The organism is Acinetobacter colistiniresistens (assembly GCF_000413935.1).
Taxonomy (GTDB): domain Bacteria; phylum Pseudomonadota; class Gammaproteobacteria; order Pseudomonadales; family Moraxellaceae; genus Acinetobacter; species Acinetobacter colistiniresistens.
In genome coordinates, this window is the sequence record NZ_KE340377.1 from 1 (window position 1) to 22162 (window position 22162).

General features: G+C 43.9%; 17 protein-coding genes, 1 rRNA gene, 1 pseudogene and 1 other annotated feature. Of the genes and pseudogenes, 12 read left to right on the forward strand and 7 right to left on the reverse strand.

Annotated elements, in window-relative coordinates; all coding sequences use genetic code 11:
* Positions 1-75 precede the first annotated feature (75 nt).
* From rrf to F907_RS15755, 6 genes and pseudogenes are all read left to right on the forward strand, one after another.
* Positions 76-190, forward strand: a 5S ribosomal RNA gene (gene rrf / locus F907_RS15780).
* 161 nt (positions 191-351) lie between these two features.
* Complete coding sequence (locus F907_RS15775; protein WP_016651239.1) at positions 352-753, forward strand: cytidine deaminase; 402 nt, start codon at positions 352-354, stop codon at positions 751-753.
* Between the two features lie 220 nt (positions 754-973).
* A protein-coding gene (locus F907_RS15765) for an IS3-like element ISAba19 family transposase (protein WP_087486619.1) occupies positions 974-2193 on the forward strand; the annotation gives its coding sequence in 2 pieces (ribosomal slippage) (positions 974-1250 and positions 1250-2193; 1221 coding nt in all).
* Positions 1249-1365, forward strand: a sequence feature (AL1L pseudoknot). It overlaps the preceding gene by 117 nt.
* Positions 2194-2293: 100 nt before the next feature.
* A pseudogene (locus F907_RS0117815) lies at positions 2294-2617 on the forward strand (GNAT family N-acetyltransferase); the annotation flags it as partial.
* 10 nt (positions 2618-2627) lie between these two features.
* The gene (locus tag F907_RS15760; protein ID WP_016651242.1) at positions 2628-2939 is read left to right on the forward strand and encodes an ankyrin repeat domain-containing protein; all 312 of its coding nucleotides are present in this window, start codon (positions 2628-2630) and stop codon (positions 2937-2939) included.
* 362 nt (positions 2940-3301) lie between these two features.
* Entirely contained in the window at positions 3302-5077 is a 1776-nt protein-coding gene (locus tag F907_RS15755) for an SLC13 family permease (protein WP_005270094.1), read from the forward strand.
* Positions 5078-5125: 48 nt separating this feature from the next.
* On the opposite strand, the gene F907_RS15750 is transcribed toward F907_RS15755, so the two are convergent.
* Complete coding sequence (locus F907_RS15750; RefSeq protein WP_016651243.1) at positions 5126-5887, reverse strand: TIGR04219 family outer membrane beta-barrel protein; 762 nt, start codon at positions 5885-5887, stop codon at positions 5126-5128.
* 132 nt (positions 5888-6019) lie between these two features.
* On the opposite strand from F907_RS15750, the gene F907_RS15745 reads away from it, so the two are divergent.
* From F907_RS15745 to F907_RS18305, 3 genes are all read left to right on the forward strand, one after another.
* Positions 6020-7462, forward strand: a complete 1443-nt coding sequence (locus tag F907_RS15745) for an aldehyde dehydrogenase family protein (RefSeq protein WP_016651244.1) — start codon at positions 6020-6022, stop codon at positions 7460-7462.
* Between the two features lie 377 nt (positions 7463-7839).
* Positions 7840-9318 carry a sodium-dependent transporter gene (locus tag F907_RS15740; protein ID WP_016651245.1) on the forward strand — a complete coding sequence of 493 codons (1479 nt, stop codon included), beginning with the start codon at positions 7840-7842 and terminating at the stop codon, positions 9316-9318.
* Positions 9319-9328: 10 nt separating this feature from the next.
* Complete coding sequence (locus F907_RS18305) at positions 9329-9472, forward strand: methionine/alanine import family NSS transporter small subunit (RefSeq protein ID WP_005237973.1); 144 nt, start codon at positions 9329-9331, stop codon at positions 9470-9472.
* Positions 9473-9512: 40 nt separating this feature from the next.
* Here F907_RS18305 and rsmB read toward each other — a convergent pair whose 3' ends face one another.
* Together rsmB and fmt are read right to left on the reverse strand one after the other, a co-directional pair.
* On the reverse strand, positions 9513-10820 hold the full coding sequence (gene rsmB, locus F907_RS15735) for a 16S rRNA (cytosine(967)-C(5))-methyltransferase RsmB (RefSeq protein ID WP_016651246.1): 1308 nt from the start codon (positions 10818-10820) through the stop codon (positions 9513-9515).
* Entirely contained in the window at positions 10817-11779 is a 963-nt protein-coding gene (gene fmt, locus F907_RS15730; RefSeq protein ID WP_016651247.1) for a methionyl-tRNA formyltransferase, read from the reverse strand. The genes rsmB and fmt overlap by 4 nt, the downstream gene beginning before the upstream one ends.
* Positions 11780-11989: 210 nt before the next feature.
* Between fmt and ilvD the strand changes: the two genes are divergently transcribed.
* The 3 genes from ilvD to F907_RS15715 all read left to right on the forward strand — a co-directional run bounded on the left by ilvD (position 11990) and on the right by F907_RS15715 (position 16063).
* A complete protein-coding gene (ilvD, locus tag F907_RS15725; RefSeq protein ID WP_032861725.1) occupies positions 11990-13819 on the forward strand; it encodes a dihydroxy-acid dehydratase in 1830 nt (609 codons plus the stop codon).
* A 143-nt stretch (positions 13820-13962) separates the two neighbouring features.
* The gene (locus F907_RS15720) at positions 13963-15252 is read left to right on the forward strand and encodes a hypothetical protein (protein WP_016651248.1); all 1290 of its coding nucleotides are present in this window, start codon (positions 13963-13965) and stop codon (positions 15250-15252) included.
* A 79-nt stretch (positions 15253-15331) separates the two neighbouring features.
* Entirely contained in the window at positions 15332-16063 is a 732-nt protein-coding gene (locus F907_RS15715; RefSeq protein ID WP_016651249.1) for a sulfite exporter TauE/SafE family protein, read from the forward strand.
* A gap of 6 nt (positions 16064-16069) precedes the next feature.
* Here F907_RS15715 and F907_RS15710 read toward each other — a convergent pair whose 3' ends face one another.
* The 4 genes from F907_RS15710 to F907_RS15695 form a co-directional block, all read right to left on the reverse strand.
* Positions 16070-16966, reverse strand: coding sequence for a LysR family transcriptional regulator (locus F907_RS15710; RefSeq protein ID WP_005270108.1), 897 nt, complete (start codon positions 16964-16966; stop codon positions 16070-16072).
* A 108-nt stretch (positions 16967-17074) separates the two neighbouring features.
* Complete coding sequence (locus F907_RS15705) at positions 17075-18370, reverse strand: solute carrier family 23 protein (RefSeq protein WP_005270110.1); 1296 nt, start codon at positions 18368-18370, stop codon at positions 17075-17077.
* 308 nt (positions 18371-18678) lie between these two features.
* Positions 18679-21360 carry a phosphoenolpyruvate carboxylase gene (ppc, locus tag F907_RS15700; protein ID WP_016651250.1) on the reverse strand — a complete coding sequence of 894 codons (2682 nt, stop codon included), beginning with the start codon at positions 21358-21360 and terminating at the stop codon, positions 18679-18681.
* A gap of 84 nt (positions 21361-21444) precedes the next feature.
* Positions 21445-22068, reverse strand: a complete 624-nt coding sequence (locus tag F907_RS15695; RefSeq protein WP_016651251.1) for a TetR/AcrR family transcriptional regulator — start codon at positions 22066-22068, stop codon at positions 21445-21447.
* Between the last annotated feature and the right edge of the window lie 94 nt (positions 22069-22162).

Below are 22162 nucleotides of genomic sequence, written 5' to 3' on the forward strand. Positions count from 1 at the left end.
AATAACTCTTTGGACCGTAAGTAAGGCATACGATGAATACATCGTGATTAAGACCCGAAAGCACCACAACAGTTTGCTGGCGACAATAGCAAGAGTGAACCACCTGATCCCTTCCCGAACTCAGAAGTGAAACCTCTTAGCGCTGATGGTAGTGTGGCACTTGCCATGTGAGAGTAAGTCATCGCCAGCTTTTAAATACTAAACACCCCCTAACTAACGTTAGGGGGTGTTTTTTATTAGCGGAAGAAAATGAATAAGAAGAAATAGGCTAAGATAGATTAAAATATTTGTAATATTAAGAATTAGATGAAAATTTCATTGCCTATAGACCATTCTGAGTCAGCTAACAAAATGGAAGAACAGCTATTTCAGGCTGCAAAAGTATTTCTAGTGAAACGTTATCCTAAAGGCTGGGGAGGTGTTGCTGCACTAGCTACAGAGAGCGGTAAAATTCTGATCAGTGTTGCTCCTGAAACACGGAACGATGCTTTATCACTTTGTATGGAAGTCGGGGCATGTCTGGAGGCACATAAAATTAATGAAAAAATTACTCATTCCCTGTGTATATGTAGAGAGTCGGAATATTCAAATATTTTAATTTTAACGCCTTGTGGGATCTGCCAAGAACGTCTTTCCTATTGGGGCGGAGATGTTCTAGTGGCAGTAACTACGCCTGAGAACAAATTATTATTTAAACCCTTAAGAGAGTTGATGCCCTACCATTGGTCGATTGTGAATGGGGTACAGCTTTGATGCGGTATAAGGAAAAGTTGTTCGCATTTAAAGAATCAGGATATTAAGTATATGTTGAGTTATCGTCTTCTCTGCTCTGATAATGAAACTGATATAGCCAATATTCAAGCTGTATTTGAGGCTACTCCAAATTATTTTAAACTTATTCAAGGACATCAGGTAGAGAAAAATGAACCGTACCGGGTTTGTCGGAGAGTCAATATTCTGAGAGACTATCCCGATGACAAAACCAAACTATACCCCCGAAATTAGAGAAAGAGCGGTTCAATTACTAATTGAATCTGAAAAAGATTATCCTTCTACTTGGGCAGCAATCACAGCTATTGCTCCTAAAATCGGTTGTACTCCTGAAACATTGCGTGTTTGGTATTTAAAGCATCTGGATCAACTAAATCCTGCCAAAGTACAACAGATATCTGACCAAGAAAAAATGAAGCAAATGGAACGTGAAATTAAAGAATTAAAACGTGCCAATGAAATTCTACGTAAAGCAGCCGCTTTTTTCGCCCAGGCGGAGCTCGACCGCCCACACAAATAATGGTGGATTTTATCCATAACAATAAAGATCGATATGGTGTTGAAGCGATTTGTAGAATTTTACCGATTGCACCTTCAACCTATTACCGAACTTTAGATCTCACTGACAATCCAGAACATCGAGCGAAACGAGATCTACATGATGAGTATCATGCTGAACAAATTAAACGAATTTGGAAAGAAAGTTCAGGTCGATATGGTGTACGTAAAGTTTGGCAAAAATTGAAACGTGAGGGTTATGTTATTGCACGTTGTACAGTTGCTCGATTGATGCAAAAGCTAGGTATACAAGGTGTTTGGCGTGGTAAGAATAAACAAACCACCCGTAACCGAGATGACCAAAAACGGGCAGATGATTTAGTGAAACGTAATTTTAATGCTGATCATCCAAACCAACTATGGGTGGGTGACTTTACGTATATTCAAACTCATTCAGGCTGGGTATATACCGCATTTGTTATTGATGTGTTCTCACGAGCAATTGTTGGATGGAAAGTATCTACACGGATGAATACAGATATGGTGCTTGATGCATTAGAGCAAGCATTGCATGATCGAGGCATGCCAAAGAATGTGATTCATCATTCCGACAGAGGTGTGCAATATCTTTCCATTCGCTATACCAATCGTTTAGAAGCAGCAAATTTACGAGCATCAGTCGGTACAACGGGTGATTCATACGATAATGCTCTGGCTGAAACGGTGAATGGCTTATACAAAACAGAGGTGATTGAATATTTAAAAGCAGATTGGCAAGGTTTAGCAGATGTACAACTTGCGACACTAAACTGGGTAGATTGGTTCAATAAAAAGCGTGTACACAGTGCACTGGGTTATGTATCGCCTTTTGAGTTTGAAGCAATGTACTATGATAAGATTAACCCGTTAGGTCAGGTGGCTTAACTTAAATAAAAAAGTCTCCGACAAACCCGGTACGGTTCAAAATGCTGCTCGAAACGATCTAAAAGCTGTACCTACTGGACATCCATTTACTGCAAAGTTTTTCTACGCGATTTATCATAAAGAACAGATGATTGGTTGTATTGATATTCTGCAAGGTTATCCTGAGTCATCGATAGTCTTCATTGGACTGCTATTATTTATAGAGTCTCATCAAGGTTTAGGTTATGGCTCGCAAGCAGTCAATTTTATTTCGGGTCTTGCTCATACTTGGGGAGGCGATCGATTGAGAATTGCAGTGGTTCAATCAAATGTATCTGCATTTGTATTTTGGTCAAAGCAAGGTTTTGTAGAACTTTACCGTAAAGAACTCAGTGCATATGTTGCTCCAGTAATTGTTATGGAGAGACCGTTAACTTTTAAATGAGAGGAACTAGATGAAACTCAACTCTTTTTCACCACTCCCTGAAGATGATGAAGAACTACATCTTCCTGAGCTGGTATATTGGGCTTCTCTTGGTGATGTGGAACAAGTAGAGCAACTATTAGCAGAGGGGACTGACCCAAACCAGACCGATGATGAGGGTTATAGCGCGTTACAGGCTGCTGCTGAGAACGACAATTTAGCGGTGGTGAAGCTACTCGTGAGTAAGGGTGCAAATGTGGCGTATAAAGGCGAATATACTGCACTACAGTTGGCAGAAATGGCAGAGCATAGCGAAGTGGTTGCGTATCTTAAAAGTCTTTAAATCACGCATAAAAATGATAGATAAAAAGAAGCCCCATCATCCTGACGGGGCTTCTTCATATTCAGTTTATGTCGTTGATATCCTATTAACGACCACGTCCTGTGTCTGTTCTTATTCTCAATGAGACTTCCTGTCTCTCTATGATTTGTATGATAGGTGAAAAGTTTGTATTGGCATATTCGCCAATTGCTGCGATTGTTGTAGGTTTTAGCGTACATTGCTCTGAAAGGATATCTGGGATTTAGGCTGCAAAGAGCATTTTGTTATCACAATTTCAGCTAAGGTTAGCAGTAAATCACATTTATATATCAACTTTGATTATATAGAATCCAAATTATTATCTATTTATGGAAAGATTGGCTATGGGCTGGGAAGGATGGTTGTCTTTGGCTTTAACCTTGGGAGGACTACTTACACTCATCTTTTCAAAGATTGCCCCGCATATCGTCATGTTGGCAATTTTGACAATACTCAGTGTATTTGGCGTGTTGACTGCTCAGGAAGCTTTGGCAGGTTTTAGTAATTCTGGATTGATTACCGTAGCGGCAATGTTTGTTGTGGCAGCAGGGATTTCTAATTCAGGCGGAATTGATCTGTTTGTGAATAAGCTATTGGGAACTCCAAAATCTGAACGCATGGCATTATTGCGAATTTTCTTACCCATCGCTCCGCTCAGCGCATTTTTAAATAATACACCTGTGGTTGCAACCATGATTCCCGCTTTAAATAGCTGGTCGAAAAAGATTGGAATTGCCCCCTCAAAATTAATGATTCCCTTGAGTTATACCGCCATTCTTGGAGGAACGATTACCCTGATTGGGACGAGTACGAATCTGGTGGTAAATGGTCAGTATCAAGCTTTAACTGGTGAAGCAGGCTTCGGCATATTTGATATTACGGTGATTGGTCTGCCGGTTGCGATTATTGGGATGCTGGTGATGTATTGGTTCGCCCCCAAATTGCTGCCCAATCACCAAGAACAAAATGTCTTCTCCAATTTGCGAGAATTTACCTTAGAAGTGATCGTCAGTCCAAATGGTCCATTGGTTGGGCAATCTATTACAGCAGCGGGTCTGCGAAGTCTAAAGCGAGTTTATCTGGTTGAAATTGAACGTCAGCAAACAATTTTAACGGCTGTCTCTTCGGATGAGATCTTATTTGGTAATGATCGTCTGGTGTTTGCGGGAGATACCGAAGCGATCACTGAACTTTTAAAAATTAATGGTTTGGTTGCACCAGCAAGTATTGATGAAAAGACCGCTTTGGAAGAAGAGCATGCAGGTCGTCGCTTAGTTGAAGCTGTTGTGTCGCCGCATTGTGAGGCAATTGGTAGTGCTATTCGTGATGCCCAGTTCCGTAATCGTTATGGGGCTGTTGTATTGGCTGTAGCGCGCAATGGTGAGCGTTTAAAAGGGGGGCTGGGTAATATTAAATTACAGGTTGGTGATACCCTATTACTGGAAGCGCGTCCGGCTTTTGTAACACGTCAAAAATATAATAAAGATTTCTTGTTGATCAATGAATTAGATCATGAACCTCCGCAACATGATAAAGCATTATTATCGTGGGGGATCTTGCTTGCAGCTGTGTTTGCGGCAGGTTTGGGCTTGTTGAGTATGCTGAATGCCGCTTTGCTGGCAGCAGGAATGATGTTATTGACCCGATGCTTAACGGTTAAACAGGCGGAAAAAAGCCTGGATTTGACGGTTATTTTAACCATTGCTGCTTCATTTGCTTTGGGGGCTGCTTTGGAGAAAACGGGTGTTGCCGAAATGCTGGCACAATTGATTGTGCATTTTAGTGCGGGTGAGGCGATTGTATTATTAATTTTGACCTATTGCTTTGTGTCTATACTGACCGAGGTGATTACCAATAATGCAGCTGCATTACTGACTTTGCCTGTGGTGTTGGAAATCACAGCCCAAGCCGATCTGAATCCAATTCCCTTTGTCTTTGCCATTATGATGGGAGCATCTGCGAGTTTTGCGACCCCATTAGGCTATCAAACCAATTTGATGGTATTAGGTCCCGGCAATTATCGTTTTAGTGATTTTATCAAAGTTGGCTTACCTATGAATATTCTGATGGGTTCTGTCACGATTTTATTGCTGCTTTTACTCTTTCCCATAAAGCTATAAATAAAAAAGCCCTGAATTACTCAGGGCTTTTTTATTGCATATATTGTTTTAGAAATGAATATCTAAGCCAATATACGGACCTTTAAAGTCAAACTTAAGGTCATTTTTCTTGTAGTCATCTAATTTGATATCGAGAATACGATAGCCTGCTTTTAAACCAACATCGACCAATAAATTATCAATAAAGTTGTATTGTAATTCGGCTTGCGCATCCGTGATTTTGGTATCGTTAAAGTTGCTATACAACAACTCGCCCTTGGCACTGAGACCAGTAAATGGAAGTTTGATGCCCGCAGAGCCATAGATGACAGGAATGGTTTTATCGATATCTGTTTTACTGACATTCAGTGTTTTGACATCACCATTTAAATTGGTTGCACCCAGACCGACATCTGCGCTGACGATGGTGTCCAAGATTTCATAATAGAGAATGAAATCGGTGTGATCGATGTTCAGATCATAGACAGGCTGGCCTGCGACTTCCTTTTCTGTTTGTGACTTTAAATTCACATAGCGAATTTTGGCATTTGGAATCAATGGAATCGGGTGTTCAAATGCAAGTGATATCTGAGCTGAACCTTTACGATCTAAATTTTCTTCAGGTGCTGAAAGACCTGCATAAGGATTTAATAAAAGGCCATCTACACCTGTTTGATTTGATAATGATGAGGTATTTGGTTTTGGTTGAACTTTTGCTTTCCCATCATAAAACCAATAACTCGCATCCGCTTTCACGCCTAGCATATCCGCTTGTGCCAGACTGCAAATGCCTGTCCCTAACGCAAACATTGATATTTTTAATATTTTCATTGCATTGTCCTAATCAGTATCAAAAACAGTAATGAATTGTTGTGAATTCATCTGTGAATGGGCGAATCATATAGTGATCTTGGAAAATATGCAGTAGTCTAAATTTAAATTTTTATAACGGGATCAAGAATAATGACAGATACAAAAAATGTGGTGGATTACCCACTTTATGTCGCAGGCAAAGCAGCCACCACAGGCCAATGGCTTGAAGTTCATGATAAGTATCACAATACCGTGTATGCACGTGTCGCCTTGGCCGATACCAAAGTGCTTGAAAAAGCGATTGCAGCTGCGGTGAAAGCTGAAGCAGAAATGGCGGCCTTAAAACCCTTTCAAAAACAACAGATCTTATTGCACTGCGTGAAGCGTTTTAATGAACTGCGTGAAGAGTTAACAGATATTCTGATTGCAGAAGGGGGGAAACCTCACGGTGCAGCAAGTGCCGAAGTCGAACGTCTGATCAATACCTTTCAATTGGCCGCAGATGCCGTGACACAGCTCGATGATGGACGAATGTTAGCTCTAGCAGTGACACCTGCAGCTGCTCAGTTCAGAGGGATGGTCAAACATGTACCCGTCGGTGCAGTTTCCTTAATCAGTCCGTTTAATTTTCCTCTCAACCTCGTTGCACATAAGATTGCGCCAGCAATTGCTGCGGGTTGTCCCTTTGTGTTGAAACCTGCCAGTTTGACTCCGATCAGTGCCTTAATGATTGCCAAGGTGCTAGCAGAAACCGATTTACCGAAAGGCTCGTGGTCGGTATTGCCTTGTGAGCGTCAGGCCGCAGATATTCTGGTCACGGATGATCGCTTCAAGTTGTTAAGCTTTACAGGTTCCGATCAGGTGGGGTGGGACATGAAAGCCCGTGCTGGTCGTAAGAAAGTCACCTTGGAATTGGGAGGGAATGCTGCGGTTCTAATTGATGCGGATACGGTGATTGATGACGCTTTGATTGATCGTTTAATCAGTGCAGCCTATGGGCATGCGGGGCAGATCTGTATCAGTGTGCAGCGAATTTTAATTCATGCTGACTTATATGCCGAAGTGAAAAAGAAACTCATCGCCAAATTAAAAAAAATTAAAGTGGATGATCCCACTTTAAGTACCACATTGGTTGGTCCCATGATTAAGGAGGCTGAAGCGATTCGTCTAAAAAAATGGCTAGATAAGGCCGAGAAAAAAGGAGCAAAAATACTGATAGGAGGACGTTTAGAAGGGGTTTTGTTCGAACCCACTTTACTGGAAAATGTCGATGTCAAGCTGGAAATCTATAAAGATGAAGCCTTTGGTCCTGTGGCAATTTTAGAAAAGTTTAAGACGTTTGAGCAGGGCATTGCGACCATTAATCAAAGTCGTTTTGGCTTGCAGGCAGGCGTATATACGCAAAATCTGAATAAGATGCTATATGCATGGGATCATTTACATGTTGGAGGTGTGATTATTAACGATGTTCCGACGTTCCGCGTCGATAATATGCCTTATGGTGGGGTGAAGGATTCGGGCCTTGGCCGTGAAGGGATTCAGTTTGCTATTCGGGATATGCAAGAGGAAAGATTATTAGCCATCAAACAATAAAAAGAGAGTGGCCCAAGCGGAGTAAATGCTTCGCTTGATTGTTTTATGTACTTGATTTTTATAGCTTGACTGTAAGGTCAAAATTACAGGCTGTTGAAAAATAATCAGTTGTTTAAAAAAGATGATTTTTTCTTGCAGAATTTACAGTAAAAAGAAATAAAAACAGGTATTGTTCGGCTATTAAAAGCAGAAAAACAACGCCCGATCTTTAAGGAAGATGGTTTGGTTTTTTGTTTGTTTGTGCATGGAAATAACACACCCACAAGGTTGAATTTTCATACAAACAAGACAAGATTTTTATGGCACTTTTCATATCTGTTGGACAATAACAAACCACAAACAGTATGGAAGGGCCAGCAGGACAATTTAGGTGTTTTATGACAGATACTCGTGAAAACTGGACATCACGATCTGGTTTTATTATTGCAGCTGTAGGTTCAGCTGTCGGTTTAGGCAATATTTGGCGTTTCCCTTACGTTGCCTATGAAAATGGCGGCGGGGCGTTTCTTATCCCTTATCTACTGGCGTTGATTACCGCTGGTTTACCTCTTTTATTCTTGGACTATGCAACGGGTCATCGTGCGCGTAATTCTCCACCAAAGGCGTATCGTGCGCTATTTAAAGGGGGAGAGACGCTGGGCTGGTGGCAGGTTTGTGTCTGTATCATCATTGGCCTGTACTATGCCAGTGTACTGACGTGGGCGGGGAGTTATGTTTACTTCTCGATAGGTCAGACATGGGGGAGTGACCCGGAAAGTTTCTTCTTCAATACGTATTTACAGACCTCGAAAGCGGCAGGTTTTGACCTTAATTTCGTGAGTCATTTGTTCTGGCCAATCGCCGGAATCTGGGCACTGACCTTAATCATTTTATATGGTGGGGTGAAGAAGGGCGTTGAATTATCCAACAAGATTTTCATGCCATTGTTATTCGTGTTGTTCACCATTCTGGTGGTTCAGTCATTACGTTTACCAGGTGCGGTGGAAGGCTTAAATGCTTTCTTTACCCCGAACTGGTCGGCCATGATGGATTATAAAGTGTGGTTAGCCGCATATGGCCATACTTTCTTCTCACTGTCTGTGGGCTTCGGGATCATGGTGACCTATGCCTCTTATCTCAAACCTAAAACCGATTTAACTGGCTCGGGTCTGATTGTTGGTTTTGCCAATGCCTCGACTGAAATCTTGGCAGGCATCGGAATCTTTGCAGCCTTGGGCTTTATGGCGCATACGGCAGGCAAAGAAGTACAGGACGTCGTGAGTGGTGGTATTGGTCTGGCATTTATTGCCTTCCCGAAAATCATTTCAAGCTTGGGTGCAGGTGCTGACTTATTCGGCTTGCTGTTCTTTTCATCACTCTTCGTTGCGGGTATTTCTTCAATGGTGAGTATTTTGGAAGTGCCAATTGCAGCGATGCAAGACAAATTGAAATGGGGACGTACCAAAGCTGTGACCATTATTGGTGGCGGTAGTGCCTTGGTTTCGGTGTTCTTATTCTCCAGTGTCAATGCGATTAAACTGGTCGATATCGTCGATCACTTCATCAATAACATTGGTATTGTTGGCGGAGCACTCGTTTCTATTCTGTGGATTACATGGTTTAAACGTTCTGCCTTGATTGAACTGCGCGATCATATCAACCGTATTTCCACGATTCAACTGGGTAAAGGCTGGGCATTTACCTTAACGGTGATCACTTCTCTGATCTTGTTAACCACCTTAAGCATGACGGTATTTAACTTGGTGAAAAATGGTTACGATAGTTATAGCATGAGCTTACAAGGCATCTTTGGATGGGGCAGTGTGATTTTCTGTGCTGTTGTTGCAATCGTGCTCAGCAAGCTCAAAGATCGCTAGGAGAAAGAATATGAATACTTCTGCAATCGTGATGATGGTTATTGCTATGTTGTTTGTTTGGGGGGGATTGGCCTTGTCGATCCTGCACCTGATGAAGCATCCAGAAGAACTCGATGAGGTTCTGGAAGAAGTCAAAGATCAACATACGCTTTAAAACAGATTTAAAAAAAGCAGGCTTCAAGCCTGCTTTTTTATTATGCCAATTTTTTAATCCGGCAATAATAGAAACCATCACCAGCGTGTGCCGAAGGCAGCAACTGACGACCATGCGTCTGCTCAATCCCCCAATCGGCTTCGATTTTGACTTCTTCAGCATCGGTATGTTCAGCAAAGAAAGTTGCCATTTGCTGCTCATTTTCAGCTTTAAGTATTGAGCAGGTGATATACAGCAAGGTGCCACCGACTTTAAGCTGTTGCCACATCTGCTGCAAAATCTGCTGTTGTAGTGCCACGGTTTGTGCAATATCGGTTGACTGTCTTAGCAGACGAATATCGGGATGGCGACGGATCACGCCTGTTGCAGAGCAGGGTGCATCCAACACGATACAATCGACAAGTTCTGGTGCCTGCCACGTGGTCGCATCTGCTGTCACAATCTCAACAAGCTTCTGATCTAGGGCAAGACGTTCTAAATTTTCAGAAACACGCAGTAAACGTTTTGCATCATGATCAAGCGCAATCAATTTTTCCGGATTAAAGCGCTCAAGGATATGCGCGGCTTTACCTCCTGGTGCAGCACAAGCATCGATCACAACTTGGTTATCTAAGTTGGGTAAAAGCGTGGCACACAATTGAGCATGCTCATCCTGAACAGAAAAACCGCCTTCTTCAAAACCGGGTAAATGGGTAATATTGCCGGTTTGTTCCAAAACAATACCAACATTTGAAAGCATACAAGGACGAGCATCAATCTGTTCTTCGTCCAAAATCTCTAAATATTCGTTACGACTGACTTGGCGTTCATTGACGCGCAGTGTCAGTGGTGCGACTTGTTTTAAGGCTTGGCATAGCGACTCTGCTTGCTCAGGCCAATCTTTTTTGAGTCGTTTGAATAACCAGCTTGGTAAACCATGTGTATTATTCAAAGCGGTTTGAAATTCATCTGTTTCACGTGAAACACGGCGCAGAATTGCATTGACCAAACCACTCATTGGCTCGAAACCGAGTTGCTTAGCCGCATTTACGGTTTCTGAAATCGCAGCATGTACAGGAACACGCGTACATAAAATTTGATATAAACCAAGATATAAACAACTTTCTAGGGCTTCATTGTCTAATTGTTTTGTGAGTAAGGGTAAGGTAATGGCTTTTAAGGAATACCATTGGCGTAAACAGCCTAAAGTAAGTTCGTGATATAAACCACGGTCACGTTCAGAAACCATATTGAGATGTTGATTCAAAACAGAAGACAAAGATTGCCCATTTTGAACAGCCAAAAGTGTTTTGACCACTTGCGCACGCAAATTCAAATTTTTTGCAGATGATTGATTCGATTGGCTCATGGGAGAATTTGTCCAATATGTAATTTCTGGGTTTGTGCAATTTGCACTGGATTTAAGGCTTTCGCGCCAGACCATTGCAAGCTGGTGAGGCACACGGCTGTATTGTCGCCGCACGCCACATGCACGCCTTGTTTATCCAAAGCCAAGATTTCACCTGCTTGAGCAGCGGCGTTGTGGTGTTGAGAAAGCATGGAGCCCCAAACACGTAAGGCATTGTTTTCATCTAACTGAATAAACGCCACCGGCCAAGGATTAAAAGCACGAATATTACGGTCGATTTGCACTGCACTTTGCTTCCAGTCAATACGCGCTTCGGCTTTGACTAACTTATGTGCATACACCGTCAGTGTTTCATCTTGCACTTCACGTTTTTCGATGAAATCCTGCAAGCTTTGTTCTGATTCGAGTACTGTACAAATCGCTTCTGCACCTTGAGCAGCCAATTTGTCATGTAAGCTGGCAGAGGTATCTTCCGCAGTAATTGGACAATAGGTTTTATACATCATATCGCCCGTATCTAAACCTGCCGCCATTTGCATGATGGTAATCCCCGTTTCTGCATCACCTGTGGCGATGGCACGTTGAATTGGGGCAGCCCCGCGCCAGCGCGGCAGCAATGAGCCGTGAATATTCAAACAGCCGTACTTTGGAGTGTCTAAAACGGCTTGCGGCAAGATCAAGCCATAAGCGGCCACCACCATCACATCTGCGCCAAGTGCTGCAAGCTCTTGTCGAGCTGCCAAGCCGTCTTCCGTCGAGGCTTTAAAGTTCAAAGGTTGATAAACAGCTAAACCGTGTTCAAGTGCCAATTGTTTAACAGGCGATGGCGTTAATTTTTGCCCACGTCCTGATTTACGGTCAGGTTGGGTATAAACCGCAATAATCTGGTGGGATGTTTTTAATAATGCCGCCAATGCGGTTGCCGCAAATTCAGGCGTACCAGCAAAAATGATTTTCACAAATGGAATCCAAACAAAACTTACCTCAAATTATAAGCGAAAAAGCGACGAGTCCCTAATTCACTGCCTGAATTGCTTTTGTGCAAAAAAAGATAGGCCTGTTGGTCATCTGTTAAACGATAACTTGTAGTATGATGCAGAGAGCTCAGTATCATTTCGCCAGAGCGAATGTCCTATTCGTCTCGAGCACACACTTGTTGGGAATAAAAAATGCCTGATTATCGTTCGAAAACATCGACACATGGAAGAAATATGGCTGGCGCACGTGGTTTATGGCGTGCGACGGGTATGAAAGATGAAGATTTTGGCAAGCCCATTATTGCAGTGGTCAACTCATTTACCCAATTTGTGCCAGGCCATGTGCATCTCAAAGATTTAGGTCAGCTTGTTGCGCGAGAAATTGAAGCGTCTGGTGGTGTGGCAAAAGAATTTAATACGATTGCCGTTGATGACGGGATTGCCATGGGGCATGACGGGATGCTGTATTCACTGCCATCACGTGATTTGATTGCCGATTCTGTAGAATATATGGTCAATGCCCATTGTGCCGATGCAATGGTATGTATCTCAAACTGTGACAAGATCACACCGGGAATGTTGATGGCAGCAATGCGCTTGAACATCCCTGTGGTATTCGTGTCTGGCGGGCCGATGGAAGCGGGTAAAGTCAAATTCCGTGGTGATGAAAAAGCAATCGACTTGGTTGATGCGATGGTGGTTGCAGCCGACGAAAGCTATACCGATGAAGAAGTCGCTGCGTTTGAACGCTCAGCATGTCCAACCTGTGGTTCATGTTCAGGCATGTTCACGGCCAACTCGATGAACTGTTTAACCGAGGCGCTTGGTTTGTCTTTACCGGGCAATGGTTCTATCGTGGCAACCCATGCCAACCGTGAAAAACTGTTCTTGAGAGCAGGTCGTTTAGTGGTTGAACTGGCGAAGCGCTATTATGAGCAGAATGATGACAGCATCTTGCCGCGTTCGATTGCCACCAAAGCTGCTTTTGAAAATGCCATGACTTTGGATATCGCCATGGGCGGTTCAACCAATACGGTATTGCATTTGCTGGCTGCTGCACATGAAGCAGAAGTTGATTTCACCATGGATGATATCGACCGTTTGTCACGTCAGGTTCCAGTCTTGTCAAAGGTTGCACCTGCAAAACAAGACGTGCATATGGAAGATGTACACCGTGCGGGTGGGATTATGGCGATCTTGGGTGAACTCGATCGTGCCAACTTACTCAATACTTCATGCCCAACCGTACATGAAAAAACTCTGAAAGATGCTTTGGACAAGTGGGATATTATCCGTACGGAAGATGCGGATGTTTATGAGTTCTATCGTTCATCTCCGGGGGGAATTCCAACCCAAGTCGCGTTCTCACAGAACCGTTATTATTCAACCTTAGATGGTGACCGTGAGAAAGGTGTGATTCGTAATGCTGAACATGCATTCTCTAAAGATGGCGGTTTGGCCGTACTTTACGGCAACATCGCTCTAGATGGCTGTATCGTTAAAACTGCGGGTGTGGATGAGTCGATTCTTAAATTCACTGGCACGGCACGCGTTTTTGAGAGTCAGGATTCGGCGGTTGAAGCAATTCTGGATCATAAAATCGTGGCGGGTGACATCGTGGTGATTCGCTATGAAGGTCCACGTGGTGGACCTGGTATGCAGGAAATGTTGTACCCGACCAGTTACCTGAAATCGAAAGGTTTGGGTAAAGACTGTGCCTTGATTACCGATGGTCGCTTCTCGGGTGGCTCGTCAGGTTTGTCGATTGGTCACGTATCTCCAGAAGCAGCGGAAGGTGGTGCAATTGGTCTGGTTGAAGATGGTGATACCATTCAAATTGATATTCCAAATCGTACCATTCACCTTGATATTGACGATGCCACCATGGCGCATCGCCGTACAGTTCAGGAAGCCAAAGGCTGGCATCCGGCAGAAGAACGTAAACGCAAAGTGTCTAAGTCATTGAAGATTTACGCATTGCATTCAACCAGTGCCGCGAAAGGCGCAGTACGAGTTTTGTAATCCCTTTGAGTCCCTCTTTCAATTAAGGGGGACTTTTTTGTTATTTTATAAGATACTGAACACATTTATTGGCTCACTTGTTCCAACACAAGTTTGAGTATATCCATCCATATTTCACTTTATGACCATTAGAGGCTGTCGACATGTCTTTGTTACGTCGTTGGTTTGATCCCATACGATCGAGTTGGTACTATCAGAAACCTTCTCGTCAGGCGGAGTTACCCACGGAACAGGGTTTAAGTATTTACCTGCGTCTAGACGATGTTTATAGCTATCTTGCCGTGCAACAACTTGGTCAGCTCAATGAAATCCTGAGTGATGAACTCAAACCGTTAAAGGTGATTATTTCGAGGCAAGACGCTGAACCTCCCAATGAGATGTCGAAGCAAGACTGGCAAACCTATTGTTTAAATGATGCCAAAATTCTCGCCAAGCAACATCGTTTTGGTTTTGACGATACCCCAGAAATCCCCAGTGCAGAAGCCTTACAACAAGCTGAAACCATTCTTAGAAACACGCCATTGCGTGAGCAGAACTTCTTACATTTGCTCGAAGACGTCTTTCATATGTTGTGGCAGCAACAATATGGCAAATTGCGTACCTTGCATGCCATGGCCAGCCAGCACCAAAGCCCTCAAGATTATCCTGAACGCATTTTTAAAGATGTGCCTGTAGCCGCCAGTTATTTCGAATTTGGTGAGCGTAAATATCAAGCCGTTGATGACTTACTCCGCTTGACCCGTCGGCTAAAACAACAGAAATTGCTGACAGGAAATCCAATTTTCCTGATCAACCATATCGAATGGCGTGAGCATTTGATTAATGATGGTGAAGCGCTGAGCGAAGTTCAAGCCATGCATCCTGAGTTGGATTTGTATATTGCGCTTGAAGATCCAATGAGCTGGTTATTATTGGCATATATCAAAGAAGAACTGGCGGATTATTATAATATTCAGTTGAAAGTTTACCCACTAAGTTATCACGGGCGAGATTGGTTTGACTGGAGTCTGGCCACTCGGGTCTCCAAGCGGACACAAGTGGCATTTACACCATTCTGCCGCCCAACCAAAGATGCAACCTATGAGATGGCACGGCTGTTTTATAGCGTGCCTGAAGAACAGCAAGTGGATTGTATTCATCAGATATTTGAAGGGGTGTGGACACGCGGTAGAGACCTGTCATTTAAAGCCCATTTTCAGCGTATGCAGAGACGTTTGGAGATCGATCAGATGACTGAACAGGATGTGGAGGCTTTATTGCAACAGAATGATGAACTGTGCCAGCAAAAGCATCAGCCTGATTTTCCAGTTCTGGAATTGCGCATTGATGGACAGAGCTATGTATTTAATAGCTTATACCGGGTCTGGATGATTGAAAGTATTATTAGCAATGTGTTGGAAGATAAATACCGAATAGCCTCAAGCTCTGCCTGAGGCCAGCTCCCAAAAATAAGAATAGGGAGAGTCCCCGTTTTTTCGTAGCATAACTCCGGTGCAACATCGGAGAGCGCGCATGACTTTTTTAGCAATCATTATTGTGGTATTTGCCTTTGCCGGCATGATCAAAGGCATGATTGGTCTAGGCTTGCCTGCGGTATCCATGGGACTATTGACCATTGCCATGAGTCCCTTTCAGGCCGCATCCCTGTTGATTGTTCCTTCCATGGTGACCAATATCTGGCAACTATTTGCTGAGGGGCGGGTCTGGATGTTTATCCGCCGTTTCTGGACCTTACTTGCAGGCATTATTGTGGGGTCGATCTGGAGCTTTTTACCGACCTTAAACCAGAGTCATGGGCACAGCAGCGAAATTTTATTGGGATGCATGCTGGCCTTATACGGATGTTACGGCCTCTGTGTCAAAAAGCTGCCCCATCTGGCCAAATATGAGCGTTGGCTATCTCCTGTCGTGGGCTATATTGGCGGTGCAGTCACAGTCGCAACGGGTGTAGTGATTATTCCTGTTGTGCCGTATTTGCAGTCTTTGCATTTAAAACGAGATGAACTGGTACAAGCCTTAGGATTGACCTTTACCGTATCTACGATTTGTCTGGCCGTATTTCTACAGCATAACCCGATGGCTGGCATGCACCTAGATTATCGACTCTCTGCCGTAGCTCTAGTGGCTGCATTGGCTGGAATGTGGCTGGGTAAAAAGATCCGTTACCAACTGAACGAGCAACGCTTTCGCCGCCTGTTTTTTATCGGGTTAATGGCCTTAGGGATGTATATGATTGCGCATTAGCATGGATCAGTTGGCGGGTTGATGCTGTAGTAAAAATTCAGCAAATTGTTGATAACCCAGCGGCAGCTGGGAAAAGTCCTGTGCGGCCAAAAGCAGCTTGCGATTGGCCCATGCACCCAGTAGCTGTACGGTATGGAAAGCGTAATCGGCCTGTAAGCGCTGTGCCGCACGGGCAGGCATAATGGCAATGCCGACCCCTTTCGCCACCACTTCTGCAATTGCAGCAAAATTGGGTAAGCGCAAACGGTATTGGATATTAAAGCCCAGTAATTTAGCTTGGGTTTCAATCGATTGCTGTAATGAATGATGCGGCATCAAGCCAATAAAGCCGTAATTTAAGGCCTCGATCAGGTTCAAGGGTGCCTGCTGAGCTAAGGCATGCTCTGCTGGACAAATCAGCACCAGCGGGTCGCTGGCAAATTCTTGGGTGTGTAAATGCTGGGTATCAAAAAAGCTGGATACCAATCCCAAGCGTGCAATGCCTTGGGTCAGAGCTTCAACAATTTCAGAGCTTTCCGCTTCGTGTAGATCAAGATTAATGGTTGGATGCAACATCAGATATTGCGGTAAGAGTGGTGGTAAATACTCACTTTGAGCAGAAGAGTTACACCAGAGTGTCAGAGATTCAGGTTGCTGTTGCCGAAAGCGTTGCATGTCATGTTCAAGCACCGCTTTTTGCTTCATTAAACGGCGGGCATGTTCTGCCAAGGCGTGACCCGCAGTGGTCAGTTCAAGGCCGTTGCTATGACGAATAAATAAGGGAGTATCGAAATAGAGCTCAAGTTTTTTTATGCGTTCACTGGCGGCCTGCAAAGAAATTGCAGAGCGTTCCGCGCCTTTGGTCAGACTACCTGTACTGATGATATGTAGAACAAGCTGTAAATCAAAAAAATCAAAACGCATGATGGCAACGTATTGAAATGTAAAAAGCCATCATACTAAAAATAAGCTGAATAAAGATAGGGCAGAAAAGCATGATGAAAAAAGGCAGCTTTCGCTGCCTTGAATATTTTAGTTTTTGTCTTTTAAATTAAACAGCAAGTTTAGGAAAATTGCGGCAAAAGTTGCAGTGCCGATCCCACCTAAATTGAAGCTACCAAACAACAGTTCGAAGTTACCTGCGCCGAGGATGATGGTAACAGAAGCGATAATCAGATTTTTATTGTTCGAGAAATCAACTTTATTTTCGATCCAGATTTTCGCACCTGCAATGGTAATCAGACCAAACACCACAATCGATGCGCCAGTGAGTACCGCATTGGGAATGGTGCTGATGACGGCGCCAAACTTAGGTGAAAGGCCCAGAATAATTGCAAATACACCGGCAATCACAAAGACCAGCGTCGAGTAAACGCGAGTGACGGCCATCACCCCAATGTTCTCGCCATAGGTGGTCATTCCAGGTGCACCGACACCGCCTGATAAGGTGGTTGCAACGCCATCGGCAACAAAGGCTTTACCTAGTTGCGGCGTGAGGTTTTCACCTGTCATTGCACCAACGGCTTTGATATGCCCTAAGTTTTCTGCCACCAAAATCAGAGCCACAGGGGCAATAATCAGAATCGCATTTAAATCAAAAGTTGGGTGTGACAAGCTCGGAATACCGAACCAAGGCGCGGCTGAGATTTGGGAGAAATCAATCGGTTTGCCATAGCCTAAGCCATTACTGGCGATTGCATAAATCGCATAGGCAATTAAAAGGCCAATTAACAGTAATAGGCGTTGTAATAGCCCTTTGGTAAAGACGGCGATGATGCCCATGCTCAGCACCGTAATCAGCGCCATCCACATTTCAAACGGCTGACCTGCAACCCCTTTGATGGTCACGGGAGCCAGATTAAGGCCAATAATCATGACGATTGCACCTGTCACCACAGGGGGCATCAGTTTCTCAATCCAGCGTGTACCAGTCAGCATCACTGCAAAACCGATGAGGGCATAAACAATCCCGCAGACCACGATCCCGCCCAAAGCGACTGACAGGTTTGGATTGGCACCCGAGCCCGTAATATGACCTGTTGCTGCCGCAACCACCCCGATAAAAGCAAAACTTGAACCTAAATAACTTGGAACACGACCACCTGTCATAAAGAAGAACAGGATGGTACAGATCCCTGACATTAAAATGGCCAGATTGGGGCTAAAGCCCATCAATAAAGGTGCAAGGACGGTTGAACCGAACATTGCAAATGCATGTTGAACCCCGAGCACCGCACTTTGTAAGGGCGGTAAATATTCATTTGTCGCAACAGGGCGATGATCAACCTGTCCCTGATACGGCTGCCATTTTGGAAACCAACTTGACATAAATTAGACTCATTATGTGATATCAGCGCGTATGATACCCTGTCTTAAAACGCGCTTTCACCTATAAGTCATTGAGAAGATTGCCAGATCAGCCTTTTAGAGTTTGTGTTTTTACCTTTTGGTAAAATTTATTTCAAAATAAGCATGTGGATTTATTATTGATTTTGTCGAGATTATTTGAAAAGTTAAATATCTTATTTTCAAAATAATTTTTTGAATTTTTTCTCATTTTTTTATTGAAATGGCATATTTTGCCAATCTTGCCATCAACAGAGGCCTTTCTATTGATGGCAAGGCTGACGTGAGACTTAACCCGTGTTACGCAGACCTGCGGCAATCCCTGCAATACTGACCATGAGGGCATGATCGACAGGGCTGTGTTCGGTCTGGTGTTCGGCCAGATAAAGACGACGACGTTTCATCAACTCGGCTTGGAGTAGATGTAACGGTAATAAATAGGGTTTACGCACTTGCATGGACTGATCCAGCACATCATTATTACTCAGCAGTTTCGATTCCCCTTTCAGACTGAGCAGGGTATCCACTGCATTTTGTAAGCGTTGCCGTAATTCCACGCCCAGCACTTTTAAATCCTGATCTTGGGTCAGATGAGATTCATAATACAGGGCAATATCGGCATCGGATTTAGACAACACCATTTCCAGCATATCAATCAAAGTCTGGAAATATGGCCATTGTTCCAGCATCTCATTTAAGGTGCTTTTATGTTGCTCGTGCACCTGATTAATCGCGGTACCTGTCCCCAGCCAAGCTGGTAGCATCAAGCGGATTTGAGTCCAAGCAAACACCCATGGAATGGCGCGAAGCGATTCAATACCACCACTGACTTTACGCTTAGCCGGACGTGAACCCAATGGCAGCATTTGTAGCTCAAGTTCAGGTGTGACGGTACGCAGGTAGCTGACAAAGTTGGGGTTTTCACGCACGGTTTGACGATACACTTTGACCGATAAATCCGTCATGTGGTTCATCAGCTCACGCCATTCCTGTTTCGGTTCGGGTGGCGGCAACAACGTCGCCTCTAAAGTCGCTGCGGTATAAATTTCCAGATTTTGTAGCGCGATACCTTCCAAGCCGAATTTGAAACGAATCATCTCACCTTGTTCGGTAACACGGATGGCACCTGAAATTGAACCCGGTGGCTGTGAAAACAGGGCTTGCTGTGTTGGTGCACCGCCACGGCTAATGGAACCACCACGACCATGGAACAGGGTCAATTGCACACCATGCTGTTTAGCGATGGCGGTCAGTTCTTCCTGAGCACGATATTGCGCCCAGTTGGCCGACATAAAGCCAGCATCTTTGGCTGAGTCTGAGTAACCAATCATCACTTCATGTTTGCCTTGAATATGCTGTTTGTACCAATGCATATTGAACAAGGTATTCATGGTTTTGGCCGCGCCGTCCAGATCCTTTAAGGTTTCAAATAAAGGCACCACACGCAATGGATGCTGAATCCCAGCCTCTTTTTGCAGCAGTAACACGGCCAGCACATCACTTGGATATTCCGCCATGGAAATAATATAGGCACCCAAGCTCTCGGTGGGCTGTTCCGCCAAAGTGCGCATAGTGGCAAACACTTCCAGAACATCGGGGTGTTGAATCAGGCTGCCTTCAGGTTCATTGAAGAATTTGGGTAATAACGGGCGTTTGCTCTGTAATTCTTGAATCAGAAAGTTCTGACGGGCCTGTTCGGTCCATGATTCAAAATTGCCCAGACCTAAATATTCGGTAATCGCAGAAATGGCTTGGCGATGGCGGCCGGACTCCTGACGGATATCCAGTTTGAGCAGTTCAATTCCGAAGCAATTGACACGATAAATGAAATCCAGCAATTGTCCATTGGCGATCTCAGCTAAATTACTGTCAATCAAAGAGCGATAGCAGAGCAGCAATGGCGCTAATAGTTCATCTTTATCTTTGATGATATTGCTGTCATCGGCTTCAGCACCTTGTAAGCGTTGCCCCAACCAATAGCGGGTGGCTTTTAAACGTTCACGGGTGTCGCGCAGATATTCACGATAGGGCTCAGGGTGTTCATAGCCCAATGCTTGAGTCAGTTCTTCAGAACAGCTTTGAATTGACAATTCCCAACGTAGATTTTCAATATCACGCAGGTATAGGTCGGCTGCTTGCCAACGTGATAACCACAATACTTCTTGGGTCACCTGATGGGTGACATTCGGGTTGCCATCACGGTCACCGCCCATCCATGAGGCAAAACGAATCGGTGCGATGTGGAGAGGTAAGGCTTGCGCACAATGTTGCTGGGTCAGCTCATTCAGTTCACGGATGAATTTAGGTACAGCATTCCAGAGTGATTGTTCAATCGTAGCAAAGCCCCATTTGGCTTCATCAACAGGGGTTGGACGATGCTGGCGGATTTCATCGGTTTGCCATGCAGAGCTAACCAGTTGTTTCAGGGTGGCGATGGTCTGTTGACGTTCTTTGGGTGTCAGCTTTTGCTGATCTAGTTGTGACAGGCAATCAGTAATATCATCATATTTTTGAATGAGAGTACGGCGGCTGACTTCAGTTGGATGAGCCGTTAGCACCAGTTCAATTTTTAAATCACAGATCTGTTGAAACAGTTGCTTTGCGTTGATCTGTTGGGTTTTGAATTTTTCAAATAGATGCGGGAGCGGATTTGGGCTGGGTGCATGTTCATCGAACTCAGCCTGACGACGGCTACGCACCACATGATATTGTTCAGCAATATTGGCGAAGTTAAGAAAATGTGAGAATGCGCGAGTCAGTGGCAAAATCTCTTCATCTTTTAAACCGAGAAACAATTGTTCGAGCTGTTTTTCCGCTTCGATCTGGCCGTCACGTGCACCTTTGGCTAATGCGCGAATTTGCTCAATCTGATTAAACAAATCTTGCCCAGCATGTTGCTTTAAGGTCTCTCCAAGTAAATTGCCGAGTAAACGGACATCTTCACGTAGTGGAGCAGTGATTTGCTGAATCATTCTAATTCTCCTGTTGTTCTCACTCGACTATAGCGCGATTGGGAGACATTCCAAGAGCAGAACGTAAAAAAATGTGAATATTCTCTAATTTATTGGTTGATATTTAAGCAAAAAAATCTCGATCGCGTGCTGAATCATCTGATCAATTTGAGTTGCTGTTGGCACAGGGGCTAAACCCAGCAACACTTGTTGATGGCGGATGCCCAACATCAGTGAGATGATCAGCTCAGTTTGTTTCATCGGTTCATCGGCCTGAATAAATTTAAAGGCGATGGCTTGCTCGAAAAAATCACACCAGACATGGCACATGCGGGTATGTGAGGCATCAAAGAATTGTTTGGCTAACGGACTTTGTTCTGCCGCCAATTCAAATAGCAAGCAGTCCAGTTTTAAGGCTTCAGGCAGATAAATAATACTTAAAGCCCGCTGGCACATCAGCACCAAGGCTTGCTCAAAGTCGGAATCCGCAGTGAGTTCAAACTGTTTGGTACGAATCGATTCTTCACAGCTTTCTTCAATCGCACACATAAACAGATTACTTTTGTCCTGAAAGTGATTGTACACCGTGAGTTTGGTGACGCCCGCTTCTTTGGCAATCTGATTCATATTGGTGGCGTGATAGCCCATTTTTAAGAAAATAGATTTTGCGGCTTGTAAAATTTTGGCTCTTTTCTCTAAATCTTTAGGACGGCCACTGCTGATTTGCACGTTATCGTTCTCTGTTAATCAATTTTAAAAATCAAAATTCTAACTTTATTTTTTAATTAATGTACCCATGAGTATATTAATTAAAAAATAAACA